Source organism: Actinomycetospora atypica, from assembly GCF_042653685.1.
Classification (GTDB): Bacteria; Actinomycetota; Actinomycetes; order Mycobacteriales; family Pseudonocardiaceae; genus Actinomycetospora; species Actinomycetospora atypica.
In genome coordinates, this window is sequence record NZ_JBHSIV010000004.1 from 45,819 (window position 1) to 72,013 (window position 26,195).

At 72.9% G+C, this 26,195-nt stretch carries 23 protein-coding genes; 11 read left to right on the plus strand and 12 right to left on the minus strand.

Annotated elements, in window-relative coordinates:
- Positions 1-138 precede the first annotated feature (138 nt).
- Positions 139-1,560, minus strand: a complete 1,422-nt coding sequence (locus ACFPBZ_RS04895; RefSeq protein ID WP_378034887.1) for a hypothetical protein — start codon at positions 1,558-1,560, stop codon at positions 139-141.
- Positions 1,561-1,630: 70 nt separating this feature from the next.
- A complete protein-coding gene (locus ACFPBZ_RS04900; protein ID WP_378034888.1) occupies positions 1,631-2,170 on the minus strand; it encodes an NADPH-dependent FMN reductase in 540 nt (179 codons plus the stop codon).
- A 301-nt stretch (positions 2,171-2,471) separates the two neighbouring features.
- On the opposite strand from ACFPBZ_RS04900, the gene ACFPBZ_RS04905 reads away from it, so the two are divergent.
- Positions 2,472-2,825: a hypothetical protein gene (locus ACFPBZ_RS04905; protein WP_378034889.1), complete on the plus strand. Its 354-nt coding sequence runs from the start codon at positions 2,472-2,474 to the stop codon at positions 2,823-2,825.
- Positions 2,826-3,136: 311 nt separating this feature from the next.
- Here ACFPBZ_RS04905 and hepT (ACFPBZ_RS04910) read toward each other — a convergent pair whose 3' ends face one another.
- Together hepT (ACFPBZ_RS04910) and ACFPBZ_RS04915 are read right to left on the minus strand one after the other, a co-directional pair.
- Entirely contained in the window at positions 3,137-3,520 is a 384-nt protein-coding gene (hepT, locus tag ACFPBZ_RS04910) for a type VII toxin-antitoxin system HepT family RNase toxin (protein WP_378034890.1), read from the minus strand.
- Positions 3,521-3,548: 28 nt separating this feature from the next.
- Positions 3,549-3,935, minus strand: coding sequence for a nucleotidyltransferase domain-containing protein (locus ACFPBZ_RS04915; RefSeq protein ID WP_378034891.1), 387 nt, complete (start codon positions 3,933-3,935; stop codon positions 3,549-3,551).
- 82 nt (positions 3,936-4,017) lie between these two features.
- Between ACFPBZ_RS04915 and ACFPBZ_RS04920 the strand changes: the two genes are divergently transcribed.
- On the plus strand, positions 4,018-4,956 hold the full coding sequence (locus tag ACFPBZ_RS04920; protein WP_378034892.1) for a cyclase family protein: 939 nt from the start codon (positions 4,018-4,020) through the stop codon (positions 4,954-4,956).
- 76 nt (positions 4,957-5,032) lie between these two features.
- Positions 5,033-5,401, plus strand: a complete 369-nt coding sequence (locus tag ACFPBZ_RS04925; protein WP_378034893.1) for a VOC family protein — start codon at positions 5,033-5,035, stop codon at positions 5,399-5,401.
- A gap of 7 nt (positions 5,402-5,408) precedes the next feature.
- Here the strand turns inward: ACFPBZ_RS04925 and ACFPBZ_RS04930 are convergent, their stop codons facing one another.
- The 3 genes from ACFPBZ_RS04930 to ACFPBZ_RS04940 all read right to left on the minus strand — a co-directional run bounded on the left by ACFPBZ_RS04930 (position 5,409) and on the right by ACFPBZ_RS04940 (position 11,455).
- Positions 5,409-6,737: a sigma-70 family RNA polymerase sigma factor gene (locus ACFPBZ_RS04930; protein WP_378034894.1), complete on the minus strand. Its 1,329-nt coding sequence runs from the start codon at positions 6,735-6,737 to the stop codon at positions 5,409-5,411.
- 364 nt (positions 6,738-7,101) lie between these two features.
- On the minus strand, positions 7,102-10,209 hold the full coding sequence (locus tag ACFPBZ_RS04935; RefSeq protein WP_378034895.1) for a tetratricopeptide repeat protein: 3,108 nt from the start codon (positions 10,207-10,209) through the stop codon (positions 7,102-7,104).
- A gap of 655 nt (positions 10,210-10,864) precedes the next feature.
- Positions 10,865-11,455 (minus strand): RNA polymerase sigma factor, encoded by a 591-nt coding sequence (locus ACFPBZ_RS04940; RefSeq protein WP_378034896.1) that lies wholly within the window; start codon positions 11,453-11,455, stop codon positions 10,865-10,867.
- Positions 11,456-11,930: 475 nt separating this feature from the next.
- Between ACFPBZ_RS04940 and ACFPBZ_RS04945 the strand changes: the two genes are divergently transcribed.
- The 4 genes from ACFPBZ_RS04945 (at position 11,931) to ACFPBZ_RS04960 (ending at position 14,843) form a co-directional block, all read left to right on the plus strand.
- Positions 11,931-12,974: an OmpA family protein gene (locus ACFPBZ_RS04945; protein ID WP_378034897.1), complete on the plus strand. Its 1,044-nt coding sequence runs from the start codon at positions 11,931-11,933 to the stop codon at positions 12,972-12,974.
- A complete protein-coding gene (locus ACFPBZ_RS04950; RefSeq protein ID WP_378034898.1) occupies positions 12,971-13,795 on the plus strand; it encodes a hypothetical protein in 825 nt (274 codons plus the stop codon). The genes ACFPBZ_RS04945 and ACFPBZ_RS04950 overlap by 4 nt, the downstream gene beginning before the upstream one ends.
- Positions 13,796-14,019: 224 nt before the next feature.
- Complete coding sequence (locus ACFPBZ_RS04955) at positions 14,020-14,484, plus strand: GNAT family N-acetyltransferase (RefSeq protein WP_378034899.1); 465 nt, start codon at positions 14,020-14,022, stop codon at positions 14,482-14,484.
- 83 nt (positions 14,485-14,567) lie between these two features.
- Positions 14,568-14,843 carry a hypothetical protein gene (locus tag ACFPBZ_RS04960; RefSeq protein ID WP_378034900.1) on the plus strand — a complete coding sequence of 92 codons (276 nt, stop codon included), beginning with the start codon at positions 14,568-14,570 and terminating at the stop codon, positions 14,841-14,843.
- A 97-nt stretch (positions 14,844-14,940) separates the two neighbouring features.
- Here the strand turns inward: ACFPBZ_RS04960 and ACFPBZ_RS04965 are convergent, their stop codons facing one another.
- From ACFPBZ_RS04965 to ACFPBZ_RS04975, 3 genes are all read right to left on the minus strand, one after another.
- Positions 14,941-15,321 carry a PIN domain-containing protein gene (locus ACFPBZ_RS04965; protein ID WP_378034901.1) on the minus strand — a complete coding sequence of 127 codons (381 nt, stop codon included), beginning with the start codon at positions 15,319-15,321 and terminating at the stop codon, positions 14,941-14,943.
- Positions 15,318-15,566 (minus strand): type II toxin-antitoxin system Phd/YefM family antitoxin, encoded by a 249-nt coding sequence (locus ACFPBZ_RS04970; protein WP_378034902.1) that lies wholly within the window; start codon positions 15,564-15,566, stop codon positions 15,318-15,320. The genes ACFPBZ_RS04965 and ACFPBZ_RS04970 overlap by 4 nt, the downstream gene beginning before the upstream one ends.
- 91 nt (positions 15,567-15,657) lie before the next feature.
- Positions 15,658-17,970, minus strand: coding sequence for a hypothetical protein (locus tag ACFPBZ_RS04975; RefSeq protein ID WP_378034903.1), 2,313 nt, complete (start codon positions 17,968-17,970; stop codon positions 15,658-15,660).
- A 203-nt stretch (positions 17,971-18,173) separates the two neighbouring features.
- Between ACFPBZ_RS04975 and ACFPBZ_RS04980 the strand changes: the two genes are divergently transcribed.
- Complete coding sequence (locus ACFPBZ_RS04980) at positions 18,174-22,337, plus strand: Hsp70 family protein (protein ID WP_378034904.1); 4,164 nt, start codon at positions 18,174-18,176, stop codon at positions 22,335-22,337.
- A 30-nt stretch (positions 22,338-22,367) separates the two neighbouring features.
- On the opposite strand, the gene hepT (ACFPBZ_RS04985) is transcribed toward ACFPBZ_RS04980, so the two are convergent.
- Together hepT (ACFPBZ_RS04985) and ACFPBZ_RS04990 are read right to left on the minus strand one after the other, a co-directional pair.
- Entirely contained in the window at positions 22,368-22,784 is a 417-nt protein-coding gene (hepT, locus tag ACFPBZ_RS04985) for a type VII toxin-antitoxin system HepT family RNase toxin (protein WP_378034905.1), read from the minus strand.
- Positions 22,774-23,148: a nucleotidyltransferase domain-containing protein gene (locus ACFPBZ_RS04990; RefSeq protein WP_378034906.1), complete on the minus strand. Its 375-nt coding sequence runs from the start codon at positions 23,146-23,148 to the stop codon at positions 22,774-22,776. Before ACFPBZ_RS04990 ends, hepT (ACFPBZ_RS04985) begins: the two co-directional genes overlap by 11 nt.
- Before the next feature lie 238 nt (positions 23,149-23,386).
- On the opposite strand from ACFPBZ_RS04990, the gene ACFPBZ_RS04995 reads away from it, so the two are divergent.
- From ACFPBZ_RS04995 to ACFPBZ_RS05005, 3 genes are read left to right on the plus strand one after another with little or no spacing between them, the layout of a single operon-like run.
- On the plus strand, positions 23,387-25,111 hold the full coding sequence (locus ACFPBZ_RS04995) for a hypothetical protein (RefSeq protein ID WP_378034907.1): 1,725 nt from the start codon (positions 23,387-23,389) through the stop codon (positions 25,109-25,111).
- Positions 25,108-25,296, plus strand: coding sequence for a hypothetical protein (locus tag ACFPBZ_RS05000; RefSeq protein ID WP_378034908.1), 189 nt, complete (start codon positions 25,108-25,110; stop codon positions 25,294-25,296). The genes ACFPBZ_RS04995 and ACFPBZ_RS05000 overlap by 4 nt, the downstream gene beginning before the upstream one ends.
- A gap of 42 nt (positions 25,297-25,338) precedes the next feature.
- A complete protein-coding gene (locus tag ACFPBZ_RS05005; RefSeq protein WP_378034909.1) occupies positions 25,339-26,043 on the plus strand; it encodes a glycoside hydrolase family 16 protein in 705 nt (234 codons plus the stop codon).
- The last annotated feature ends 152 nt before the right edge of the window (positions 26,044-26,195 follow it).

The window sequence follows — 26,195 nt, forward strand, 5'->3', positions numbered from 1 at the left end:
TGGTGGCTCTAACGAGTGTCACCCGTTTGGTGTTACAGGTCCACGCGATGTGGGTGTAGGCGTTCGGTTTGCTCACTGGGCGCAAACGCATGCTCCGGACGAGCGTCACTCCATCGGTGTTACCGGTCGGTTCACCCGTCAGCGGAAGAGCGAGTCGTCGACGGCGCCCTTCATGGACGCGGGCGGTTCCACGCCGTAGACGGTGGCGAGCAGCGACGGGGCCACGTCGAGCACGTTGATCTCCCGACGCACGTCGCCGGCCCCGACGGCGCCCACCTCGACGTCGACGAGGATGCCCTCGGGGATGTGGTAGGCGGTGTTGCTGCCGCCCATGCGATCGCGGACGGCGAGGCCGAGCTCGCCGTAGGTGCCCGCGTGCTCCGGGGCGTCGAGCAGGTGGGCGACACGGGGATCGTCGTCGGGCACCGGGGTGTAGCGGGTGCGGAAGGTGACCGTGGCGCCCTGCTGCTCGATCGTCTCGAACAGCGGCTCCTCGCGATGGTCGACCACGCGGGCGAGGGTGCCCGCGGCGCGGGCGGCGGCGTCGGCGGAGCCGAAGGCCAGCGAGCACATCGGGTGCATCGCGAGCTCCTGCTCGGCCGGCCCCGCGCCGAGGAAGCGCGCGAGGGCGGGGCCGTCGTCGAGCACCATCAGCCCGGAGACGTCGACGCGGTGGTCGATCGGGCCCTGCCCCATGCTCGCGGCGACGACGAGCCGGTCGCCCGGGCGCAGGGCCTTCACGATCGTCGCGAGCTGCCGGTCGGCCAGCGTCATCGCGGCGTCGAGGAAGGTCGCGAACACCGGGTCGGGCTCGTAGTCGAAGCCCGTCGCGTACTCGGGCATGGCGTCGCCCCAGTAGCGGTGCATCATCGCCGCGACGTGGTTGGTGAAGAACGCGCTGAACCGCGGCCTCGTCCGGCGGCGCAGGCGCCAGTAGAGGTCGAACGAGGGCAGCACCTGCATCATCGGGCGCGCCGCCTGGAATCGGCGGTCGCGGCGTTCCCGGACGAGGTGGGCGGCCAGTCTCGCGGCGGACGCCGGGGTGAGGCCGCGGCGGACCAGGTCGAGCCCGGTGCGCACGAGGTCGGCCGCCGAGAGCGGCGCGTCGGAGGAGTAGGCGTTCTCCGAGGTCATCCTCAGGTTGAACCGCTGGAAGGTCGACAGCTCCGGCGGCTCGGTCGCGGCGTCGCCCGCGAAGGTGTCGGGCACCGAGAACCCGCCGCTCGCGTGCCGCCGGGGCGGCCAGCTCTGGAGCACCCCGAACGTCCCCACCCGCACGCCCGCCTCGTCGAGGGGCTCCCACAGGTCGGTGCCGCGGAAGGTCTGCGGGTCCTGCCCCAGCTCGAAGCTGTTGTGGTCGGCCGCGTACATCGAGCGGTGCAGCGTCGGCCAGGTGCGCCACGGGCTCAGGTGCGCGGCGTCGTCGTTGACCGTGGTCCACGTGGTGCCCGAGCGCAGGAGGCCCGCGAGCGTGGAGCGCGGGTGGTCGGCCACGTAGGCGTCGACGAGGCGCCAGGGCACCTCGTTGAGCTCGTAGAGCACGACCGTCGGCTCAGTCATCCGCACCTCTGTCCCTCGCGTGCGGACGATCCGCTCCACGGGAGGCGCATCGCTCGAACGGGTGACGGTGTTAGCCCTCGGCGCTCGTCCGGACCAGCGCGTCGAGCGCCGCGGTGATCTCCGCTCGGACGTCCGGGTCGGCGATCAGCCCGTCGTCCCCCACCTGCGCCCGCGCCAGCGGCACCCTACGGCACCCCTGCTCGACCACGCGCGCCCCGACGTAGCCGAGCACCGTCGAGAGCTCGGTGTGGGCCCCGCGGCCCCCGGTCGGCGCCGCCACGCCCGCCGTGTTGACCCACCCCACCGGCAGCCCGGGCATCTCGGCGCCCCCGACCGTCCAGTCGAGCAGGTTCTTGAACGCCCCCGGCAGCGCGCCCGCGTACTCCGGGGTGCACACCAGCAGCGCGTCGGCCGCGGCCAGCGCCTCGCGCAGCTCGGCCACCACGGGCGGGAGCGGGTCGGCGTCGTCGTCGGGGTTGAAGGCCGGGAGAGCGGCCAGCCCGGTGTAGACCCGGGTCCGCTCCGGCTCGAGCGCCGCCGCCGTGCGGATCACCGCGGTGTTCGTCGACCCGGCCCGCGTGCTCCCCGAGATCAGCAGAACCGTCGCCACGGACGCAGGGTAGGCGCCGTCCCGGCACCCAGCGCCGCCACGGCAACCGGCTCGAGGAGTTCGACGCCCACGTCGGCGACCTTGATGTGCGCCCCGAGGCCGCCGGGCTCGACGACCACCGCCTGGACCGATCCTTCCCGACGATGCCGCCAGTGCGGTCGTCGGCGGGACCGCTAGGTCTGCGGGCGGCTCGAGTGGTGCATCTTGGCGAGAGCAGTGCTCTTGCTTCTGTCGAGAGCGCGTGCAACGCTGAGAGAGCACTGCTCTCGTCGAGAGCAAACAGTTCTCGGAGGAGATCACCATGACCATCACCGCAGCCCCGACCGCCCGTCCCGTCCGGGCCACCCCGCGCTGGGTCGTCGTCTCCGCATGGACCGTGCCGTTCCTCGTGGTCGGCCAGTTCGCGATGGTCGCCGTGCTCCCGGTCGTGCTCGTGCTCGTCGGCAGCCTGCGCGACAGCCGTTTGCAGGCGCTGCGCCCGTGGGCCGTCGCGCTCACTGCGGCTTACGCCACCCCGCTCGTCCTGTGGATCGTCGGGCCCGACCGCGCGCCGAGCCTGTCGAAGGACATGCACCCGGTCCTCGCCGGCGTGGTCGTCGCGGTCTCGCTCGCGGTGGTCGTCGTGCTGCACCTGATCGGTCGCCGCTCCCGGTAGAGCGCACATGGTGGCAATGCAACCGAGTCGTCGTGACTCGGTTCCGCCGCACCTCTTTCCCCGGCGAATTGACCGATCCCACCGCAACCGTGTCCGCTGGACACGGTCGTCGCCGGGGTGACTCCTCCGCAACCGAGCCACGATCACCCGAGCCGCCTGTCACGAGCCGGCGGTCATGGTCGCCCTGGACGAGTACGAGTCGCTCTAGGAGTCCGCCTCCATGCTGCGCAGTCCGCAGAACGCCCGCCGACTCCTCGCCGCGATCGACAGAATCGAGAGGACCCGCGGTCCTCGAACGTGACCCCAGTGCCTCATCGATCGACGTCGGGAAGCCACTCCGCGACGCGGCGAAGGAAGTCGTCGAGGTCGGAGAGGTCGCCGAGCCGGGCGAGCACGATCGAGTCGTCCACGTCGACGTACTCGTGCACGAGGACGTTGCGGAAACCGACCGCCCGCGCGAGGCGCTCGGCGTGCTCCCGCGGAACGACACCGTGAGCGGCGAGGACCCGCATGGCGTCACCGTTGTCGGCCGGGGGTCCCCACCCCTCCGACGAGCAGAGGTGCTGCGCCACGTCGACGCAGCCCTCGACAGCGGTGATCAGCGTGTACTTGACGCCCGGGAGCCACATCGGGTCGCGACGGCGCTCTTCGTGGGCTGTTCCCTCGACCTCCAGGCGCCGCAGAGCGTCGGACACCGATCTCAGCAGTCGTCGTACCCGGAGCTCATCGACCACGGCGCAGTCCCTCGAGGAACTCGCGGTGCGCGCGATCCAGCCGGGGCCGTTCGTCGGCGTAGATCTTCCTAGTGGTCGCCGTCCAGCGCACTCGAGCCGGTGCGTCGTCGTCGAAGAGCACCAGCCCGTGCTGCGCGATCCGGCCGCGTAGTTCCAGGGGCGCGGTGTCGAGCACGACGAGGTCCACTCCCGCCGGCAGACCCACCTCGAACGATGCCGGTGCCGACGTCCCCCACCAGGCCGCGACGTCGACGTCCGAATCGGGTCGATGTGTTCCCGCGGCCCGGCTGCCATGGAGCAACGCGAAGCGTGCGCCCGCCTCCCGGAGCGCGACGACGATCTGCTCCCGCAGGTCGTCGGGCACGTCGTCGATCACGACGATGAGTGTGGCACGAGCCGTCCGTGCCGAACCGCCACCGCGTGCGGCTCTGACCGCAACCGTCTGGTCTCATGCGGCGGTGACGGCGCACCGGGACGACGTGCTCGACTACTTCAGCACTCTGTCGAACTGGGGACGCTGGGGCGCCGACGACGAGCGCGGGACCCTGAACCTCGTCTCCGACGACGTCCGGCTCGCGGCCGCGCGGGCCGTCCGCCACGGCCGGAGCGTGTCGTGCCCGTGGGAGGTCACCGCCCCCGACGACATGGAGCGGTCGACCACGTCGTGCCCGTGCACCGCCGACATGCCGGGGGCGGAGAACATGCCGGCCGCCTTCCACCGCGACCGTCGGTGGGGCTTCTCCTCGGAGCGGATCGGCCTCTCCTTCCACGGCAACACCGTCACCCACCTAGACGCGCCGTGCCACCTCTTCTGGGACGGCGCGATGTACAACGGCCGGCCGCACACCGCGGTCGACCCCGGGACGGGATCGTCGTGGGCCGCCGTCACCGCCGCCGCGGACGGCATCGTCACGCGGGGCGTCCTGCTCGACGTCGCGCGCGTCCGCGACGTGCCGTGGCTGGAGCCGGGCCAGGGCGTCTTCCCCGAGGACCTCGAGGAGGCCGAGCGTCGTCAGGGGGTCCGGGTGGGCCCCGGCGACGCGGTCCTCCTGCGGACCGGGTTCGGCCGCGCCCGCCGCGAGACCGGCGAGACGATCGGCTTCACGCAGGCCGGCTGGCACGCCTCCTGCCTGCCGTGGCTGCACGAGCGGGGGGTCGCGCTGATCGGCGCCGACACCCCGCAGGACGTCCAGCCCTCGGGGTACGACGACGTCCTGATGCCGGTGCACGCCGTGGGTCTCGTGGCGATGGGTCTGTGGCTGCTCGACAACTGCGACCTCGAGGCGGCCGCGACGACCGCGGCCTCGCTCGGCCAATGGGACTTCCAGCTCGCGGTGGCCCCGGTCCGTCTCGCCGGGACGTCCGGGAGCCCGGTCAACCCGATCGCCACCTTCTGAACGTCGAGCCATGACTTGACCTCAACCGAGGTCGAGTTCCTAGCGTCGTCCCCAGCCACACGCGGGAGGACGAACCATGACCGTCGAGCTGAACCACACCATCGTCGTGAGCCGCGACCAGCGCGCCGCCGCCCGGGACCTCGCCGAGCTCCTCGGGCTCGAGGCGTCGAGCCTCGGCCACTTCGACGTCGTACAGCTGAACAACGGGGTGAGCCTCGACTTCATGGACGTCGACGATCTCCCCGCCCAACCGATGCACCTCGCGTTCCTGGTCCCCGAGGACACGTTCGACGAGGCCTTCGCTCGCGTCCGGGAGCGCGACCTCCCCTACTGGGCCGACCCGTTCCACATCCGGGCCCAGCAGCTCAACCACATGAACGGCGGCCGCGGGTTCTACTGGGACAGCCCCGACGGGCACGTCCTCGAGGTCCTGACGAAGGCCTGAGCCCGGCTCAGTTGCCCGGTGCGGTGGTCGGGGGCGCAATCGTCTGGAGCGGTGGAGCGTCGCGTTCGGTCTCCGGGTCGACAGGCGCTTCCGGCGAGGGCGCCCGCCTGCCCCCGGACGGCGGCACGACCGGGACCTCGTCCGGCGAGGACGCCGCCGGACCCCGCGGCACCAGCGGGAGCTCGGCACTCGTCGGGACGGCTCCCGGCGCCGCTCCCGGCGCGAGCGGGACCGCTCCGGCCGGTGGCAGCACGGTGGTCGGCATGTCCACGCCGAAGCGGGCCCGCGGGCGGGAGGTCGCGGTGGGCGCGGCGACGGACGTCGGGCTCGGGGCGCTCGACCCGCCGTGCGGAGCGGCGCCCGGCGACGCGAGCAGCAGCATCGTCGCCGTGGGGACCGCGATCAACGGCGCCGCGAGGCTCACCACCAGGGGTGCACCGAGCCCGACCCGCACCGCCGGCGGCCACCACGACCCGCCCGTCCGCGGCGAGGACGCCGCCGTGCGCTCGAGAACCTCGGGACGCAACCAGGCGGGAGCCGGCACGACGAGGGGCACCGCACCGAGGAACGTCCGCGGATTGACGAACTCGGACTCGTCCCGCGAGCAGACGGCGCACCCCTCGATGTGGCGGGCGATGCGCTTGCGCCACAGGACGCTCAGCGTCCCGTCCCACGACGCGATGACCTGCGCGAGCTCCGCGCACTCCGACCGCCCCGCGCGGGCGCGCCGCCCCACGAGCGTGGCGCCGAGACTGCGCTGGAACGTGGCCCGCGCCCGTCCGAGCAACGTCGCCGTGTTCGTCGCGGAGAGCCCCAGGGCCTCGGCGATCTCCGCGTGGTCCAGGTCGTGGCGGTAGTACATCTCCAATATTGCTCGGTCGCGGTCGGGTAGACCGCGCGAGACCTCGACGACGAGGCCGTGCAGCTCGGTCCGGGAGGCGGCCTCGTCGGGACCGGCGGCCCGGCTGCGCTGCTCGGGGATCTCGTCGACGGCCACTTCCCGACGACGATGCCGCGCGTCCCGCAGTGCCCGGTGCCGGGCGATGGCGTAGAGCCAGGCGCGCAGCTTGGCCGGATCGCGGAGCCGCCCCAGCTCGGTGGCGGCCGTGACGAACACGTCCTGCACGCAGTCGGCCGCGGCATCGCGGTCGTGGAGCAGGCCGGCGCAGAACTCGAAGAGGCGCTCGCCGTACCGGTCGTAGATGTCGGCCAGCGCGCCCCGGTCCGACAGGGCGTTCGCGACGAGCTCGTCGTCGCTGCGGTGCTCGTCCGTCCGGGACGGCGCCCACTCCTCGAGCGATGGGTACGGCTGGGGCCCGGTGTCGGCTGCGGTCACGAACCCTCCGTCGACGATCTCGGCGGAACCCCCGGCTCCGAGGCTGCGGTCAGCAGCGGCTGCACCTCCCATCGATCACGAGTCGATCACTGTTTCGCCACGCGACCGGTCCCGTCCCCGTACGACGACGAGGACGGGACCGGTGCCCGGGACAGGCGAGGCGGGCCTCCCCCCGAGGCCGCCCCTGCGGCTGCGCCCAGGAACGTGCCCGCCGCTCCCCCGAGGGAACGGCGGTGACAAGAGGTAGGGCACCGTCCCCGCTCCCGATCACACTTCTTCGGGAAATTTCTCAGGCAGCCATGCTTCCCCGCGGCTCCCGCATGGTGAGCCCGACCGCAGCCACTCGGCGGGCGGTCTGCTGCTGTCACACCCCTCGAGCACCCAGCCCGATCAGCAGTCGCACGATCCGCTTCGTGTCCAGGTGCGTGTCACCGAACAGGACCCGCCTCCGATCCCGGACGGCGGTGAACAGTTCGACGGCCTCCTCAGAGCGGCCCAGTGCCGCTGCAGCCTGGCCCAGCTCTTCCTGTGTGCGCAGCGTGTCCACGGCGTCTTGACCCTGCGCCTGGACCTCGAGAGCCACGAGGTCCTGTGCGTCGCGATACGCCTCCTCGATACGGCCGGCGAGGCGTAACGCCTGGACCCGTGCCAGTCGGACCCGGAGCGTGTGCCGGTGCAGGCTTCCGAGGACGGCTCCGACCTCGGGCCACAGGGCCTCGAAGGCGGCGATGGCCTCCTGGTGACGGCCGGCGCGGACGAGCCCCGAAGCCCAGCGGTAGCGACTGGTGAGCGTCTGCGGGTGTCTGGGGCCCAGCACACGGGTTCGCGCTTCGAGGACCCGAGCCGTGCTTACGAGTCCCAGGTCGACGCGGTCACCGCAGGTGACCGCCCATGCCAGGAGCTCGCGGCTGGTGAGGGTGTGGGGATGGTCGGGACCGAGCTCGATCCGGCGTCGGGCCACGACCGATCGGAGCAGACCCTCCGCCTCGTCGTAGCGCCCCTGCACCGCACAGGCGAGAGCGAGTGCCTGCGTCACCGCGTGTGCCATCGCGCGCAGGCGCGCCTCGGGGTCGCGGCGACCGGGCGTGAGCGTCTCCGGCACGCCGGGATCCGCCAGATCGACGCGGTCCCGGTCGTCGTCGAGGACCGACAGCAGCGCCCGGGCCCGCTGCTCGGCGTCGGCGGCCCGTCCGCGGTGCAGCACGACACGCAGCACCCGGAAGCGGGTGGCGAGCACCGACTCGTGACGGGGTCCCTGCGTGCGCCACCGGTCGGCGAGCACCGCCAGCAGCTCCCGGTCCGCGTTGCGGACGCGCCCGCACCGGAACAGGGCCCAGGCGTAGAGCTCGCGGCTGTCGAGAGTGTTCGGGTGGTCGGGGCCGAGCACCTCCGAGCGCGCCTCGACCACCGGGCGGAGCTCCTCCTCCGCCTCGGCGACGCGGCCCTGCTCGAGGCGGAGCGCCGCGAGGTTGTGCGCGTTGGTCAGGCGCCTGGGGTGCGTCGCACCCAGCACCTTCTCCTGCTCGGGGAGCAGGACCTCGTACAGGTGCGCCGCGTCGTCGACCTCCCCGGCCCACATCCGCGCCCACGCGCAGCGGCTCCGCACCATGAGGGCCAGGGGATGCCAGTCGCCCAGGAGCTCCTCCACCGTCTCGAGGAGGTCGTCGAACCCCCGCACCGCCTCGACGTGGCGTCCGAGCCGGCTCAGGCACCAGTAGAGCCGGTAGGTCGTGCCGATCACGTCGAGGTGATCGGCGCCGAGGACCTCGGTCCGTCGCCGGAGCACGTACTCGAACTCCTCGACCGCGGCGGACTCCTTCCCCAGGCTCGCAGTGACCCACGCCATGCGGTTGCGCGTGGCCAGGGTGTCGAGGTGGTCCGGCGGCAGGACCTCCCGCCGCGTCGCGAGGACGGTCGAGAAGCGCTCCAGGGCAGACCGCAGGTCGCCCTGCTCGGCCAGCACCCAGGCGAGAGTGTCCCTCGCCGCGAGGGTGACCTGGTCGGTCGGACCGCAGCGGTCGGGGAGCACGGCGACGAGCTCGGCCAGGTTCCGCTCCGCGGTCGGGAGGTCTCCACCGCGCGCGAGTGCCGTCATCCAGGAACGAGTGAGGTGTGCGGCCAGCACTGTGGGATGATCCCCGGCGAGCACGCCGAACCGCGCCAGTGCGCGGTCGAGCAGGTGCGTCGCGTTGTCGTGATCCCCGGACCGCATGAGGCCGCGCGCCACCAGGTCGACCAGGGTCAGGACCTCGACCGCGACGTCGGGCGGGGCGTGCGGGTCGGCCAGTGCCGGGCTGTCCACCAGCTCGCTCACATGCGGCTCCAACCGGTGGATCGCCGGCCAGTGCTGCGGACGTCCCTCGTGCAGACCTCGCCGCTCCGCGGTGAGGAGCTCCACGGCGAGGCGGTCCATCGCGAGGGTGGTGCCGACGTCGAGGTCGGCGTCGCGGCGCACACGTTCGGCGGTGGTCACGTGCAGGACCGGGCAGATGGAGCCGTCGGCGAAACGGTGGGTGTGGATGAGTCCGGTACGCAACAGCTCGGCGAAGCCGTCCCGGGCCGGTCCGTCCGGGCTGGTCCAGATCCGCTCGTCGAGCCCGTCGAGGAGCCGGGGCGGCAGGGGCTCGTCGGGCGCGAAGCAGGCCAGCAGCCGCAACAGCCGGAGGCCGCGCATCCGGTCCTCCCCCAGCGCCTCCAGGCCGAGCTGGTAGAAGGCGTCGTACACCCCGCGGTCGCGTCCCACCGATTCCTCGAGGCGGTGGAGCCACCCGTCCAGGTCGTCAGCGTCGGAACGCGCCACGAGCTCCCCCACCTGGAACAGGGCCACCGGCATCCCGGCGAGCAAGGAAGAGATCTTCCGCGTCGCCGTCTCCAGCGAGGTGATCGAGGTACGAGCGACCCCCTGGAGCCGGTCGCGGAGCAACCGTCCCCCCTCGTCCGGCCCGAGGGGGCCCATCTCGACCACGTCCGCCGGGTCCCAGTCCTCCGGCTCCCCGTGACGGGAGATGACCAGGACATGCCCTCGGCGCGGGCGCCGCCGCCAGGCCGGATGGCCGACGCCCTGCTCCGTCACGTCGTCGAGAACCACCAGCCAGCTCGGAGTGGCGGACTCGAGGAGCGTCCACAGGCGCTCCGCGTGGGTGGAGGCGTCCCCGTCCCGGGCGGCCTGCACGGCTCGCAGCGGCAGGTCGAGGCGGACGGCGATCCGCTCCAGACCGACGATGAGGGCGCCCAGGTGGGTGGCGGACAACCAGAACGCAGGCATGCGGGCGCGTCGGGCGTGATCACAGAGGACGCGTGCGGCCGACCTCTTGCCGAACCCCGGGGGCCCGAGCAGCACCGTGCACGACGAGGCCTGCCCGGTCACCGTCCGGGCCAGGGGCGCGACGAGGCGTCGTCGCCCGAGCATCCACGGGACGGCGCCCGTCGGCGGGTCGACCGCGGTCGCGAGCGAGAGGGGATCGAGCGCCATCCCGCCGGTCAGTCCCGTCGCACGCGCTGGCGCTGTCACGGTGTCCTCCACTTGCCCCGCGCCGAGCCGGGCCGAGCGGTACAACCGTCGGTAGTGGCCCGAGTTCCAGCTCCCCCCGAGGGCCTCCACGAGGGCCGCAGCCGCATGCTCGCCCGCGTCGAGCGCCCAGCGGGCCAGATCGTCCTCGACCGGTGTCTGCCCTCGGGCGCGCAGCCGGGCGACGATCTCGTCCGGAGTCCACCGGCCGTGCTGCAGCCGCGCGATCTCCCGACCCCAGTCCAGCGTGGCGTCGGGTGCGTCGCAGGGGCTACCGGAGTGCGGGGGGCCGACCCGATCTGCGTCCGCGCGCTGCTGGCGATGCACGCGACGAACGTCCAGCCGGTCGAGGAGGTGAGCGACGCGCGAGGGTTCGACGGCCTTCCCCAGCGTGCTCCAGGTCGGTTCCCCCAGTGAGGAGTGAGCGACCAGGTCGAGGGCCTCCCGGACGGCGGCATCCTCCTCCCGGCTCCGCCCCGCGGCGATCCGGTCGAGTGCGGACGCGAGGTGGGTGCGGTCGTCGGCGTCGGACGTGGTGCGACGGCGCCGGACCATCTCTGCGACCCCTTTCGCGTCGGCGTGCTGCGAGTTCGACGAGGCGCTAGTGTCCCGCTCTGGGCTAGGCACGGCCGTCCCTTCGCTCACGTTGTCGTCGCAGGTAGGCCCGAGCTCTCGCCAGGCGACGCTCGAGCGCCTTCGGTGTGACGCCGAGCCGGCCGGCGATGACCTGCCAGCTCTCGTCGGTGTCGACCCGCCAGGTCATCGCCGTGACCACGAGGGGGTCCTTCTCATGGAGGAGAGCGATCGCGTCGGCCACGTCGTCGAGACGATCGGGATAGTCCGTGACGTCGTCTGGGTCGGCGAGCCCGGCGGCGATCCGGGCCGGGTCGACCGGCGAACAGAGCAGTTCCTCGGCACGGGTCCGCCTCCAGATCCGTAGACGGTCGACGAATGCGAGCACGCTGCCGTTGACGAGGTAGGTGGTCAATCCGGCGCCGCCGTCCTCGCGCCAGGCCACGCCCTTCCGTAGCCGAACCTCGAAGAGCTCGAGGCAGGCGATGACGGCGTCGTCCACGAGCGATTCGCGGAGGTGCCCGTCCTCCTGCAGGCGGGCGTGCTCGGCCGGCGTGAGCCGGACGGGTCGACCGAGCTTGCCGGCAGCCTCGCCGACGTCGTTCCCCAGCACCAACCGGTGGAGCACGTCGACCATCTGAGGCACACATCGGTTGTGGAAGACGTGCCACACCGGGTCGGAAGTAGGGGACTTCGCCAGGCGGGCCACCAACTCCGCGTCCGTCCACCCCTGGTGACGGGAACACCCATCCCGCTCCCCCCTCGGTGCTGCCATCCCGCGCCCTCCCGGTCGGGGAGCGCGCCCCCGTGCGCTCACCAGGTCCTAGGGCCGAAGTTGAGGGGTCCCCCCCCGTCGCTTCGCGACAAGTGACGCAGCTCACAGTCAGCAATCGGAACCGGGGGTTCCCACCGGGACGCCGCCCTACGACCTGGTGAACCGGACCGACCCGAGGTCCGCGACACCGGAGTCCATAATGAGGACGACCGCCCGTTCCCCGATAGTCCGGCAGGCGCGCGCCTGTGTGCGATGCGCTGCGGCACTCGCCCTGGTTGCGACGGGTGCCTGCGGGAACGTCGCCGCGTCGACGCCCGCGCCGGGGCCGGTCGCTGTCGTGATCGCTCCGCACGCTGAGGAACTCGCCCCGACGCTGTCGCCCGACGACGCCCGTCAGCTGGCCGCGGTGGCCGCGGGAACCAGCGCTACCGCTCGCGCCTACGTCGTGACGGCGGGAGGGCCGGCGGTCCAGGTGGACCTCGCCCCGCGACGCCCGAACGGCGATGTCGAGCACGGTCCGAGGCGCGACGCGCTGACAGCGGAGCGCATTGCCGCGGTCCAGGACGCCGTGGACCACGCGGCCGTCACGGGTGGCGAGCCCTCGCTGCTGTCCGCTCTGGGAGACGCATCGCGCACCGACGCGGCGACCGTCGTCGTACTCTCTGCCGGGCTCGCTCCTGGTGACGGGTGGGATATGCGTGTCGCCGGGTGGGACGTTCCGCCGACGACCATCGCGGCCGACCTGGCCGTCCGAGGCCTCCTCCCCGATCTCCGCGGACGCGACGTCGTCCTCAGCGGTCTGGGTCGGACCACGGGTCTGCAGCCCGACCTGGGCGTACGGGAACAGACGGCGTTGCGGGCCGACTGGCTGGCCGTGTGTGCGGCCACCGGTGCCCGTTGCGCTGTCGACGACGGCGTGCGACCCACCCGGCCACCTCTGGCGAAGCGTCCGGGTCCGGTGGTGGCCGTCCCCCAGGTGACCTCGGTGGCCGGCCCGTCCTCCACCGAGATTTCCCTCCCGAGCAACCTGCTGTTCGCGCCCGACTCGTGCACGCTGCTCGATCCGGCCGGTGCGACGGTGCTGCTGCGCGGCGCCGCGGGGCGCCTCCGGTCGGCGGCCGACACCGCCACGATCTCCGGCCGGACCGCCCCGGCAGGGCCTGGTGACGGCGTCGAGCTGGCGACGTGCCGTGCTGCCGCCGTCGCCGGTCTCCTGCGCTCCTCGGGCGTGCCGGACACGGCGATCACCGCCGTCCGAGGCGACGGCACCCGCGCCGACCCGCCTGCCGCGTCCCGAACTCCCGACGGGGTGCTCGATCCTGCCCGTTTCCCGGCGCTGCGCCGGGTGGTCCTCACGCTGACCCCCAAGGAGCCGACATGACCTCCGCCCCGGACGACAACTCGCGCGTCCCCGACCCCGCCCTCGCACGGCTGCAGCGGAGGCGCGCCGCCGCTGAGACCGACCTCGCCCTGCTACCCGACACCGCGGTCAAGGACCCGCGTGGCGGCATCAGCACCGTCGCTCAGCTCGGCCGTCGCCTCGCGAACCGCCGCGAGGAACTGGAGGCCCGGCGTGACGAGGGCCGTCACCGGCGCGTGTCGCGACTGCACCGGGTCCTGATGCGTCTGCTGCCACCGCTCGACCTCGTGGTGCTGTTCTGGTTCCTCGTCGGCGTGCTGAACGTGGACCTGGAGGTCGTCGACCCGGTCCTCGGCGTGGCGGTGGCGCTGGCGGTGCTGGGCAGCATCGCGCTTGCGGCATGGGCCCACGTCGTCGGCGAGCACCTGCAGCGCTACGCGGACGGACGCGGTGAGCTGTCGCTCGGAGCGCTGGACGTGGTGGCTCGCGCCATGCTCGTCGTCACGATGACCGTGTGGGCGTTGGTCGGAGCGATGATGTTCGTGCGGGTGCACGACGAGGTCTTCCAGGCCACCGGCGCCTCCGACGCGGCGGGGACGGTGATCGCCCTGGTGATGACCGCGGCGATCGTGGTGCTCAACGTCTACGTGCTCTACCTGGCCTTCGCCGACGGCAGCCTCGAGACCCGGGAACTCGATCGACTCGCCCGGGTCGTCCTGCCCCACCTCCGTCGGCAGGAGCGCCTCGTGCGCCGGATCGCCGACCTCACCGAGCGGCTCTCGGCCCGTGCGGCGGCCCGCAGTGCCTCGACCAGCCGTGCCGGTCGTCCTGAGCTCGGCTGACCCTCGGCGCAACCGTCTCCATGTGTCGGACTCTCCGCCCTGCGTCGGAGCCGGGACTGCCGATCGGTCTCGTGCGCCGCAGCGCACGGGCCCGTCGCGGTCGGGAGGCAGTTCCACGCCCAGGACCCGCAGCAGGGCCACGATAACCAGGTCCGCGGAACCGGGTCCACGGGGAGCTGGACCGGCCTCCCTCGACCACCGCGTGTCGCGTTCACACTGGCCGGGTGCTTCCCGACGACGAGCCGGCGCCGGACGTGACCACCACGGAGACTCCCGACCCGGGCGACCTCCGGGACCTCGCGAACCACCTCGACGCGAGCCGCCCGGCCCATCTCCCCACGGAACGGCGACCGCTCGCGGCGTTCGTCAGGGACGGGGACACGCTCGTCGGCGGCGTCGCCGGCTACACGCAGTACGGCTGGTTGTCCGTCGACGATCTCTGGGTCGCCGACGACCGGCGGGGCACCGGCCTCGGCACCCGACTGCTGGCTGCCGCGGAGGCCGAGGCCCGGCGCCGCGGGTGTCACTCGGTTCGGCTCGACACCTACAGCTTCCAGGCCCGGCCCTTCTACGAGGCCCAGGGCTACGTCCTCTTCGGCGAGCTCGACCACTACCCCGACGAGCACTCCAAGTACTTCCTGGCCAAGCGCCTGGACCCGGGCCTCGGCCCGCTCCCGACGACGAGGTGACCCCGCCCGGTGATCGGGTTTGTCGACACCCCTGCTCGCCCACCCCCGACGACGTCCCACCCCACCGACACCCGGAGGTATAGATGACCGCGGCCCACGACGCCGATGTGATGACCAGCCTGCTGCGTCTGCTCGACGAGCGACTCGGCGACCGGAAGGTCGAGAGCGGCGCCGACGTCCCGCCCCCGGGCTGGACCGTCCGCGGCGTGGAGATCGACCCCGAGCAGCGTGCGCGCGTGGTCCAGGAGGCCGCCGACGCCGGCTACGTGGAGACGACCCAGATCGACCGCTTCCCGGTCCCCACCGCCATCACGCCGCAGGGTCGTCAGCTCGCCCGGCAGCACCGCGAGGAGGCCTGACTCCCGGCGGCAGCCGCCGGCGGTAGGTCACCCCGACCCGTCGTCACGGACGAGCGACGACGGGTCGGGAACCGGGTCCGCAGGACCCGGTTCCCGATCAGCAGGAGACGATCTCGAGCTCGTCCTCCAGCCCGACGAGGTCCGCGGCGTTGCGGGTGTAGAGCCGCGCAGCGTGAGCATGTGCCGTCGCCGCGATGAGCAGGTCGAGGCTCCGGGGCCTCGGGCTCTGACCGACCCCCGCCACGGCGGAGGCGAGGAGGCCGTAGCTGGTGGCCACTGCGTCGTCGACCGGGATCGGATCGAAGCGGGTCCGCAACGCCGTCAGCCGGCGGAGCCGCTCACCCCGGACCGCCCGATCGCGACCCACGAGCACGCCGTAGTGGAGCTCGGCGAGGGAGACGACACTGATCGCGAGCTTGCCCTCGAGTTCAGCGAGCTCCGTCCCGATCAGCACGCTGGTGTCGAGTACCGCTCTCAACGGTCCGCCCAGGGGTCACGCAGCTCCTGGTCGACCTGATCGCGATCGGTCTCCCAGTCGGGGTCTGCCGGGCCCTGGAACACCTCGGCTACGTCCGCCCACGAACGCCACCGGCGGGACTCGGCGGGGACCAGGACTGCGCCTGGCCGCCCGGCGACCGTGATCTCGATGTGCTCACCGTTCTCCACCCGTCGCACCAGCTCCGAAGCGTTCTGACGCAGCTCACGCAGGCCGACAGACTCCACGACTTCAAAGTCGCACATGTGCTACCGCTCGCGCGGTGGAGATCGGGGTGCATCATCCGACCCGCAATCTGCGTCTGCCTGGAGCGGGAACTCAACCCAGTGCGATGGCCCGAGCCACGTGCACCGCGTGCTGGCGAGCGGCCACCGTGACCGCTGCGCGCTCGGATGCCTTCCGCGCCGCCTCCTCCACCCGGGCCCGCAGCAACCGGTCACTCTCGGCCGTGTGCAGCACCTGAGTGCGAAAGCTCCGTCGGGGTGCCGCGGCTTCCGCGGCGAGTCGGCAGCGCTCCGCGATCCCGCGAAGCCCTTCCTTCGCGGCCGCCTCGGCGCGCGTGGACCACAGCCGCTCGAGCAACCCCCGCAGCTCGTCGCCGCGGGAACCGGCGCCACGCCGCGCCCATCGGGTCGGGTCGACCCGCAGGACCGCTCCTCGGTCCCCGCGCGCTGCGTACAGCTCCAGCAGGGTCACGACGACGAGGATGGCGGCGCGGCCGCCGTCGAGGACCTCGCGCAGCACCCGCACGGCCTCGTCGTCGTCACCCCGCCCGCGGAGCACCTCGGCCCGAGCCAGAGCGAGTGCCTCGCGCCGCTCCGGCGAGTCCTTGGCGCGCAGTTTCGTCGCCGCCTCGTCCGCTGCGGCGAGTGCTGCCTCGAACTGTCCGGCCCGGGCTCGTCGCGACACCAGGACCAGCCACCATTGGAACGCCTTCTTGCGCGTTGCCTGGTGGGCGGCGCGCACGATCCACTCCTCGTCGTCGCCGTCGCTCGTGTCCACCGCGAGCGTCTCGAGGGCCCGCTGCGCGAGGTCGTCGTCGCCGGTCGCCACGAGGGCGAGCCGACGACGGGCCTCGGGACGCCGGCCGAGCGCGAGCAGCGCCCGCCCGAGCGCGTCCTGGACCTCCAGGTCCACCTCGTCGTCGACCTCCCCGAGGTCTGCTGCGACCGCTTCCCACTGCTCGACGCGGAACTCGATCAGTCCGGCCGCGCGCCGACAGCGCCGGGCCACCGACGGGTCGTCACCGGCGATCCCCGCCCGGTACCAGGGCAGTGCGGTCCCGAGCAGGACGCGATGAACCGTCGGGCCGTGATCACGCGAGGACTGCTGCGCTGCGCGTTCCTCGGCCGCGCGGCCCAGCCGCTCCGCGACCTCCGGGCCGATCAGGTCGGGCTCGAGACCCTGCAACAGACCGCCGGCGAGGTCGATCTCGCCGTGTGCGAACGCGACCCGTCCGGCCCGACCCCGTTCCCGGTCGTCCAGCTCCTTCGACAACCACTTCGCGGTCTTCTCCGATGTCGCCACGTCGGCGTCGGCGAGCGCGGCAGTTGCCACGAGGTGGGCCCGGCCCCGACGGCGCTCTCGGCGCACGAGCCCCGCGCGCTCGGCCTCGCGTTCGGCGCGACGCAGCGCCCGGTCCGGAGCGTCGACTCCAACCAGCTCCAAGAGCGGTCCCGGCATGCTGTCGGTGTTCCTGGGAAGCCGGAGGCCGGGCGCCGCCGACAGCGGGCCGTAGCCGAGGGGCGGATCGATCCCGAGCCGGTCACCAATCGCGACCGCGGCAACGAGGGCAGTCGTCCGCGCCCCCAGAGTCGGAGGTTCGGTCGTCCGGGGACCTCCGACGTCGTCGGGAAGCCGGATCGCGCGGGCAGCGAGGTCCTCGCGGACCGCCCGCGGGAGCACGGCGTCGAGGAACGCGGGGCGGGTGCCGAGAACGAGCCGCACGCCGTCGCCGACGAGGGCTCGAACCGCGGCGTCGAGCTGCTCGAGCAAGGACGGTGGCGCGTCGAGGACGAGGACGACGACGGGGGCCTCCCGCCGCGCGCGGGCCAGCACGGCAGGGAGGTCGACGGTGTGCGGATCGGGGACGCGTCGTAGCGGGACGTCCCCGAGCATCAGCCGCATCGCGCGATGCAACGTGGCGGCCACGGTGCCCGGCGAGGAGCCCACGGCCAGCACCGGTCCTTCGTCCGGACTCAGCGCATGCTCCAGGGCCTCGGTCGGCGCCGCCGACCACCCGGCCGGTACCCCGAACTGCGCGGGCGACGTCTCTGCCACCGTCCGCGGACGGCGCCCCATGCGACTCATCCGTGCGCGACTCCGCTCCGAACTCCCCCAGGCAATTGACGCAGTGTCACGGCCGGCGCGTACGTCGCCTAGTCGCAGCGCACTTTGCCACCCGAACGCCGACTTCCGGTCGGCATCTGTAACCAGGAGTCTCGCCCTCAAGCTCCGATCGGCGCAGCGCGTTGCCGGCCCTGACGCCCTGACGCACGACGATCCGCTCCGGCCGTCGACCTCGGGGCTTCCCGTCACGGCGGGTTCGGGGTTGGCTTGTGCCGGGGGAAGGAGCGCCGATGGCATGGTGGCAGGAGCTCGGACGCCGGCGGGACCGGAAGGCAGCCGCACGCAGCCGCAAGCGACTGGACACCCTCCTCGAGCGGGGACCGGAGGAGCGAGACGGTCGCGAGGTGGCCGACTGCTACCGGGACGTGATGCTGGATGCGCTGCGACACGATCCTTCCGAGGCGGCACGCCTCCACCGTGGGGTCGGTCCTCGGCTCGCCGCAGAGGAGCGTGGGCTCGCCTTCGGCCGCGAGCAGGAGGTGTCGTTGCGCTCGGCAGTCGAGGACCACGACGTCGATGCGCTCACGGTCGTCATCGATCTCGCCGACGACGGTCGTCTCGCGTGGCTCCGCGATGAGTCGATCACGAACCTCCTGCCCCGGCTCGCCGTCGGAGACCCCTACCGGCTCACCGGGTTCCTCCGGGAGCTGGGCCGAAGAGGTCTGCTCACCCGCGACCGTCTCGGGGTCGCCGTCGGACTCCACCTGCGCCACCACGGCCTCACCGATGCCCCCGACGGTTGGCACGCCGTGTTCACCGGGGTCCCGTCCTCGGCGCTGCCGTCGTCCTTCGAGGTCGCGGAGTTCCTGGACCGCGGTCGGTGGGCCGCCGAACTCGCCCGCACCCCCGCGCAACGCCGGAGCGCCCTCCGGATGTGCATGACGTCGAACCGGGCCGACGAGCTCGCCATCGCCCTCGACCTGGCGCAAGCGCTGGAGGACGACGAGGTCGGCCTCAGGACCCGTGCCCGGCTGACGGACGCACTCGTCGCCGAGGACCGCGCGGACGAGGCGATTGCCCACTTCGAGGCCCTGGGTCGCTGGGACGGCATCGTCCGGATCCACGAGCGAGCAGGACGCTGGGAGGAGGCCCTGCGGGCGTGTCCGCACCTCCACGAGGCGGAGTCCGTCGCGCAGGTCGAGCGGCTCGCCGACCCGGTGCTCGATCACGTCGACACCTTGGTGGCCTCCTCCCGTTTCGGTGAGGCGGCCGGGCTCACCGCCGCCTTCGTCGCGGCCGCGCCGACGGAGAGTCCGGTGCACGCGCGTGCCAGATCCGCACTTGCCGCCGTTCGCGGCGAGTCCCGCCGGCACTGGCAGGCGCTCCTCCGAGAGTGCGAGCCCCGGGACCGGCCGGCCCTCCTCCTCGAGTACAGCGCGGTCGAGGAACGGGCCGGCGACCTCGCGGAGGCCGCCCGGCTCGCGGCGGACGGCGGCGATCGCTACCGGGCCGCACGCCTCTTCGCCGACGCCGGGCGGCACGGTGACGCGCGCGGCGTGTTCGACGACGACCGGTCCCCCGAGGCGGCTGCGGCACGTGCTCGCGCGAGCGAGGCGGGCGGCGATCTGCGGGGCGCGGCCGCCGAGCTGCGTCGGGCCGGGGACCTCGAGGGCGCCGCAGAACGCTACGAGCGCGCGGGCGACCCGGCAGCGGCGATGCGGTGCTGGGAGGACAGGTTGGGCCCGGAGGTGGGCGGATCCGCCGCCTACGCCCGGTGCGCCGTCGCGGCGGGACGGTTCGCCGAGCTGGCCGAGGCCTGCCTGACGGCCATCGACCACCAGGGACCGACGAGCCCGGCGCTGGGGCACCTCCGCATCCTGGTGCGCACGCGCGGACGGATCCTCGACCCCGACACGGCGGCCCGTGCGCGGGAGCGGCTCGGGGAGGCCGACGAGGTCGACCGCTCCCGGTTCACCGCCGCCCTTCCCGGGCTGCTCGGGCGGGCACGGCGCGAGGTCGACCGGCGGTTCTCCGACATCTGGGCCCTCGACCTCGGGACGTCCACCAGCGTCGTGGCCGTCTACGACCGCGAGACGGGAGAGGCCGTCCCCTGCCGGCACCGGGGTCGGGACCGCTTCCCGTCGTCGTTCGCCGTGGACCGCAGGGGCGAGGAGCTGATCGGCCTGGACCGCGAGGAGGAGCTCGCCGACCGGGTGATCGCCGTGATCCGCGGGGCGAAGCGTTCGATCGGGACGCGCCGGAGGTGGCGGGTCCGCTCCCGCCACCTCGCTCCCGAGGACATCACCGCCCGCTTCGTCCATCACGCCCGGAGGATCGTCGAAGGTCATCTGGCGGACCAGGTCCGCGAGCGCGTCACTGCGCTGGCCCGGGCGGAACTCGGGATCGAGGTGCCCGAGGGGTGGCTCGACGACCTCGCCGAGGAGCACCCGTTCCGCGTCGACCGCACGAAGGTCGTGATCACGGTGCCGGCGTTCTTCCACAACAACCAGAAGAACGCCACCCGCGACGCCGGATCGATCGGCGGGGTCGAGGTCGTGCGCCTGATCCACGAACCGACGGCCGCATGTCTCGCCGTGACCCAGGGGCACCGGGACCTGGGCGAGCGCGTCGTCGTCGTGGATCTCGGCGCCGGCACGCTCGACCTCAGCGCGCTGGAGATCGGCGACGGGCTCTACGAGGTCGGCCTGGTCGACGGGGACACGTCGTTCGGCGGAGCGGACCTCGACGCGGCCGTCGTCGAGACCCTCGTCGCCCAGCTGGACAGGCAGGGCGTGACGATCGCAGCTTCCGGCCGGCGGCGACTGGAGGTCGCCGCGGAACGCATGAAGGTCCGGCTCTCGTCCGAGTCGGAGGTGACCGAGGTCCTGACGGCGTTCTCCGAGGGGCGGGACGTCACGCTCGCCCTCACCCGCGCCGAGCTCGACGACGTCCTCGCCGGGCCCCTGGAACGCCTTGCGAAGACCTGCCGCCGCTTCCGCGCCGAGATCGACCGACGGGGTTGGCCGGCGAACACGACGGCCGTGCTCGTGGGTGGGCCCTTCCTCGCGCCGGCGTCCCGGGCGGTGGCGGAGCAGGCGCTCGGGATGCGAACCGTGCGTGTGGGCGACCCGACCCTGGCGGTCGCCCGAGGAGCAGCCCTCTACGGCGCGGTCCGGGCGCGTGACCTCACGGGGATAGTTCTCCAGGACGTCGTGCCACTCGCCCTGGGGCTCCGGGTCAAGGGCGAGGAGCAGGACGGCGAGTTCAAGCCCCTCATCGAGGCCGGCGCCAGGATCCCGACGGAGCAGTCGGAGACCTTCACGACGGCGGTGGACGACCAGGATTCGGTCGGTATCGAGGTGTTCCAGGGCGGCAGCCTCACCGCGGGGGCGAAGGTCGCCGACTTCGGGCTCGACGGCATCCGCCCCGCTCCGCAAGGTGTCCCGCAGATCAAGGTGACGTTCAAGATCGACGCCAACTGCATCCTGACCGTCACCGCCGAGGACCTGGAGACCGGGCAGTCCCGGTCGGTGTCGGCCCGGGACACCACCCTGCTGGCCCCGCAGGAGCGCCGGCGAATGCAGGAGGCGTTCGTCGAACGGCGGGCCCGGGAGGGGCGGCGCTCCGTGATGCGGGAAGTCCTCGCCCGGGTCGAGGCGGCCCTCGGCGACACCGAGGCCCTGCTCCGGGAGTGGCGGCTCCGGCGCGACGCCCACCGCTCGAACTCGGCACCCACGAACCCGGAGACGGCCGCGTTGCTGGTCGACATGTTCCGCTCGGGGCGGGAGGTCGACGACGAACTCTCTACGCTCGACCTCCGTCTGCGGGCGCTCACCGACCGCGCGAGCGGCATCGTCGGGACGGCGATCGACGAGACCGCGGAGGACGACGAAGCGGCCGTCGCCGCCGACCTCCGGGTCGGCGCCGAACGACACCGGGCGCTGCAGGACACGGTCGCCGCGTGGAACTCGGCCCTGATCGCCGCGCGTATCCCGGACGACGACCCGGTCGCCGCCTTCGTCCGTCACCACGACGCCGACGCGCCGCACCGCGCCCTCACCGCGTGGGACCGAATCGACGCGACCTCCCGCTCGGTCGCCCTGCGACGCCGGCACCTGGACTGCCTGGCCGCCGTCGGCGATCGGGACGGCTACGACGCGGCGCTCGAAAGCCTGGGGGGCGGCGACCCCGACGCCGTACGCGACGCCATCGCGGTGCTCGTCGACCACGACGGGGACGTGGTCGCCCTCGGGGTCCCGGTGACGCCGGGGCTGCTCGTCGTCGGCGGAGACCCCGGGACGGGTTCGGCGGTCCGCCTCGCGGAGCGCCGGTTCCCGGTGGAGCGGGTCGCCCGCTCCCGCGCGGGGCTCGCGGCACTGCCGCTGAACGCCGCGGCCTCCGTGCGGCCCGTCCGCGTCGGTTATCCGTCCCTGCTCCAGGTAGGTGATCGCCTCGTCGTCGTGCCCGTCCCCGGCTCGCCGACCGTCGGGGCGGTCGTGCAGGGGCTGGACCAGCGGAACGGACGGACGGTGGCCCGGGCGAGCTTCACCCGAGCCGTGCCCGACGCGGCGCTGGTTCTCACGACGAGCGGCGAGGTGGTGGGCACGCTGCTGCCGGGACCGCACGAGCGGACCGAGGCGTTGGTCGACACCTGGGGGGAGGTCCCGCAGCTGGTCCTCGACGCGCAGCGCGACCCGTGGAGCTGGTGATCCACCGTGCACCCCACACCCACCGCCTCCTCAGAGCTGGCGGAGCCAGGACGCGATCGCGCTGACGAAGTCATCGAGGTCGGAGAGGTCGGCGAGGCGGTCGACCACGATCCCGTCGTCGACGTCCACGTACTCATGGACCAGGACGTTGCGGAAGCCGACTGCGGCGGCGAGCCGCGCAGCGAGGTCGGGCTCCAGCACACCATGACGTCCCAGGACCCGCAGCGCATCGCCGTTGTTCGAGAGTGGCCCCCACCCCTCGGCGGCACAGAAGTGCTGGGCGACGTCGACGGCCGCCTCGATCCCGGTGACGAACGTGTACTTCACCGCGCGCAGCCACGCAGGATCGGCGCGGCGTTCCGGCCCGGCGATCGCCTCCGCACGAAGGTAGGCCAGGTCGCTCGACAGGGACCGCAGGAGCCGTTCGACCCGGACCTCATCGACCACGGCTCGCGGCCTCCAGGAACTCCTGCCGGGCGCGCTCGATCCGCGGCAACTCGTCGAAATAGATCTTCCGAGTGGTAGCGACCCACCGGACCCGAGCAGCCGCGTCGTCCTCGAAGAGGAGTTCACCCTTCACCGCGATCCGCCCGGCGAGTTCGAGGGGCGCGCCGTCGAGCACCAGCAGATCGACACCGACGGGTACATCGACCTCGAACGCCGGTGGCGCCGACTCTCCCCACCACGCCGCCACGTCCAGGTCGGAATCGGGGCGAGGTCGCCCGCCCGCCCTGCTCCCGTGGACGAACGCGAACCGGGCACCGGCCGCACGGAGCGCGACCGCGGCGGCGGCGCGCTGCTCGTCGGGCATGGCCACACCCTAGAGGCGCGCGCGGTCGCAGCCCCTCAGGACAATCCGTCCAGTTCTCTGCTTGGTACTGCTTTGCGGTCGGGACGCGGCCGGCACGTCGGTGGAGCACGCATCCGGGGACGCGGGACACCCGGCACTAGGCCATCCGCAGTACATCCCTGCGGAAATGAAACGGCCACCAGTGCCCGGACGACCCTTCCGTCGGGGGCCCCGCCGGGCCGGGAGAGGTGCGGGGCACATGGGCGAGATCGATCTGAGCAGGCTCGAGCACAAGGTCGCAACGGTCGGCCGCAAGGTCGACGACGTGGACGCCGCCATCACGGGGCTCCACTCGGCCATGCAGGTCCTCGACGAGGGGCAGCAGGCCACCCGCGACGACGTCGCGGCCCTGCGCGCGGAGTTCGGTGCCTTCCTGCGCCGCAACGACCTCGCCCAGCGCAAGCAGCTGGCCCAGACCGAGTTGATCGAGGTCCGCCAGACCCTTGAGACCGAGTACGGCCACTACGCCACGGTCCGTCGCAGCGCGGTCGGGACGCTGCAGGCGATGGACACGGGGACCGTGAGCCCGAGTGCCGTCCGGGAGCTCTCCGAGGAACTCATGATCACGACGCCGCGCTACTGGCTGGCCCCGGCGCTGGTCGGGCTCGGTGCCTGGTTGCGCGACGAGCAGGCCCTCGGCGTGCGCGCGGTCGCGGAGGCCCATCGTCGGGACCCGGACAAGACCACGCTCTTCTTCGTCCTCGTCCTGCAGCGACAGCAGCGGGAGAGGGCCGTCGCCCAGTGGGTCCAGCACTACGTCGCCCGACAGGACCCGAGGGCTCTCGCCCCCGAGTTCCGGGTGGTCCTCGACGCGACCACGACCGGCCTGTTCGGCAGCGCTGCCGCGTCGTTGGTCGCCGCTACCGTGCGCACCTGGACCCGGGACCTCGGTGCAGACAAGGCCCTCGCGGCGAAGCAGGTCGACCGGTGGGTCGCCATGGTCGGTGGTCTACGCGCACCCGTCGCCGACGTCCCCGCACTGCGGGAGCTCGCACCCGACTGGACACGACTCCAGGAGCTCGCGGCCCGGGTCGGCGCCTTCGGCCAGGCGTTGCGGATCCTGGACGCCATCACGGCCGGCCCACTCGAGCCAGGACACGACCTGAGGACTCGCATCGACGCCGTCCTGGACCGCCTCACCAACGACTTCGACCACGAGGAGGCCCCGCTCCGTCGGCGCAGTGCCGACCTCGAGGCCATCGTCGAGCACGACGGCGACGAGGAGGCGGCGCGCCGGTCCCGGGCCGGCACCACGGCCACCACCGATGCCCGCACCGACTTCCTCACCCTCGTCGCCGACGCCGCGATCACCGGCAACGACATCGAGGCCCCGCTCGCCACCCAGCGTCTGGCCGTCGCCCTCTCGGCGCCGTGGGCGACCAGCGCGGTCGACCGCGTCGAGGCCGGACTCCGCCGCGAACGACCGCGCAGCATCACGCTGCGACACGGCGACTGGCAGGGCGTGGTCGACCAGGCGACGACGCCCAGCTCCCTCCGCGCCCGGGTCGCCGAGCACCACAACCGACTCATCGAGACCGCCGTCGGTGGCGTGCGAGTGAGCAACGGGGCCTGGGCTGCCGGAGCGCTCGGCGGGCTGGCCGGCATCCTCGCGATCGCCACTCTGACCAATGGCGCCGTCGGCTTCGGCATCTTCATGCTGCTCTGCACGGTGGGCGCGGGCCTGTGGATCGGATCGGAGATATCAGCACTGCCCGGGCGCCGCCAGCAGGTACGCGAGGACGGTGCCCGCCGACGGGAGGCCGCCGGAGTCGCCGTCGAGACCGCTGCGATCGCCGCGCTGCGCTGGCAGCAGGAGTTCGACACCGCCCTCGCCGTCGCCCAGGTCCTGCGGGGCAGGCTCGCCGCCCTCGACGTCAATGATCACCTCCACACCCACCGCGCCGGAGAGGCCCTCGTCGGATGACCCGTCACATCACGCTCGACGCCACCCCGCGGCCGCGTTCCCGCCACGGTCGCCCCGACGACGAGCCCGACACGGTCGTCCTCGACGCGCGCGCCCTGAGCGTCGCGGCCCAGCGCATCCCGCAGCAGCCGGTACGACGACCGACCCTGCCGCTCCCTGCATGGGACCCGCTGCCGCCGTCGTGAGAACCCAGGTCCCGGCATAGCGAAGGTGGGCGGGACAGGAATATGCAGAGGTTGCTGCTCCTCGGATGCGTCCTGGTTGTCGTGACTCTGTCGACAGGTTGTTCGGGCAACGCCGACGAACCCGCACCGGCCGCGGCAACCACCTCGCAGACACCCTTCTTCGTCGACACCTTCGACCGGCTGGACGAGGTCCGGTGGACGACAGGGGTGCCCCACCAACTGGGTCGCAGCCGGATCGACCCGGCCAACGTCGAGGTGGAGCCCGGCATCCTGAGGCTGGGTCTGTCGGCCGGGGCGCTGGACGGAGCGGAACTGAAGACGCAGGGAGTCGTTCCCCGGGCCGTCTACCGGACGCGCCTGATGGCCGCCAAGGCCCCCGACTCCGTGACGGGCTTCTTCCTCTATTCGCCGCCGGACCTGGCGCAAGAGGTCGACATCGAGCTCTACAACCGTGCTGACGGCACGGTGCGCCTGACGACCTACGACGCCGGGAAGATGACGGCCACCCGGGAGCTGACCCTGGGTTTCGACCCGACGGCCGGCTACCACGACTACGCGATCGCACTCACCGACGCCGGGGTCGAGTTCTACGCCGACGACGTGCTCCTCCAGGCCTGGTCGGCCGGTGTCCCCACGACTCCGATGAACCTGTACCTCAACGTCTGGTACCCGCAATGGCTGGGCGGGGTGCCGACCCCCGACAGTCAGGCGACGACCGTGCAGATGGTCAGCGTCCTCCCGCGCTGACCGTCACCCGTTCGGCGTAGAGTCTCGCGGCCCCGACAACGACCGTCGGCCCACGGACGAAACCCGGCGCAACGGGCTCGGTGAAGAACCCAGGCAGACCACCAGCACAGCCGGGCGACCCTGACCGCGAACCCCGTCGAACTCACCCATTC

What these genes read in the sequence shown, in the direction of transcription:
- ACFPBZ_RS04895 (WP_378034887.1), bottom strand. Translation starts at nt 1,560, where the DNA reads ATGACTGAGCCGACGGTCGTGCTCTACGAGCTCAACGAGGTGCCCTGG.
- ACFPBZ_RS05005 (WP_378034909.1), top strand. Translation starts at nt 25,339, where the DNA reads ATGCAGAGGTTGCTGCTCCTCGGATGCGTCCTGGTTGTCGTGACTCTG.
- ACFPBZ_RS04940 (WP_378034896.1), bottom strand. Translation starts at nt 11,455, where the DNA reads ATGGTCGACGTGCTCCACCGGTTGGTGCTGGGGAACGACGTCGGCGAG.
- ACFPBZ_RS04950 (WP_378034898.1), top strand. Translation starts at nt 12,971, where the DNA reads ATGACCTCCGCCCCGGACGACAACTCGCGCGTCCCCGACCCCGCCCTC.
- ACFPBZ_RS04935 (WP_378034895.1), bottom strand. Translation starts at nt 10,209, where the DNA reads ATGGCGCTCGATCCCCTCTCGCTCGCGACCGCGGTCGACCCGCCGACG.
- ACFPBZ_RS04925 (WP_378034893.1), top strand. Translation starts at nt 5,033, where the DNA reads ATGACCGTCGAGCTGAACCACACCATCGTCGTGAGCCGCGACCAGCGC.
- ACFPBZ_RS04990 (WP_378034906.1), bottom strand. Translation starts at nt 23,148, where the DNA reads ATGCCCGACGAGCAGCGCGCCGCCGCCGCGGTCGCGCTCCGTGCGGCC.
- ACFPBZ_RS04905 (WP_378034889.1), top strand. Translation starts at nt 2,472, where the DNA reads ATGACCATCACCGCAGCCCCGACCGCCCGTCCCGTCCGGGCCACCCCG.
- ACFPBZ_RS04960 (WP_378034900.1), top strand. Translation starts at nt 14,568, where the DNA reads ATGACCGCGGCCCACGACGCCGATGTGATGACCAGCCTGCTGCGTCTG.
- ACFPBZ_RS04995 (WP_378034907.1), top strand. Translation starts at nt 23,387, where the DNA reads ATGGGCGAGATCGATCTGAGCAGGCTCGAGCACAAGGTCGCAACGGTC.
- ACFPBZ_RS05000 (WP_378034908.1), top strand. Translation starts at nt 25,108, where the DNA reads ATGACCCGTCACATCACGCTCGACGCCACCCCGCGGCCGCGTTCCCGC.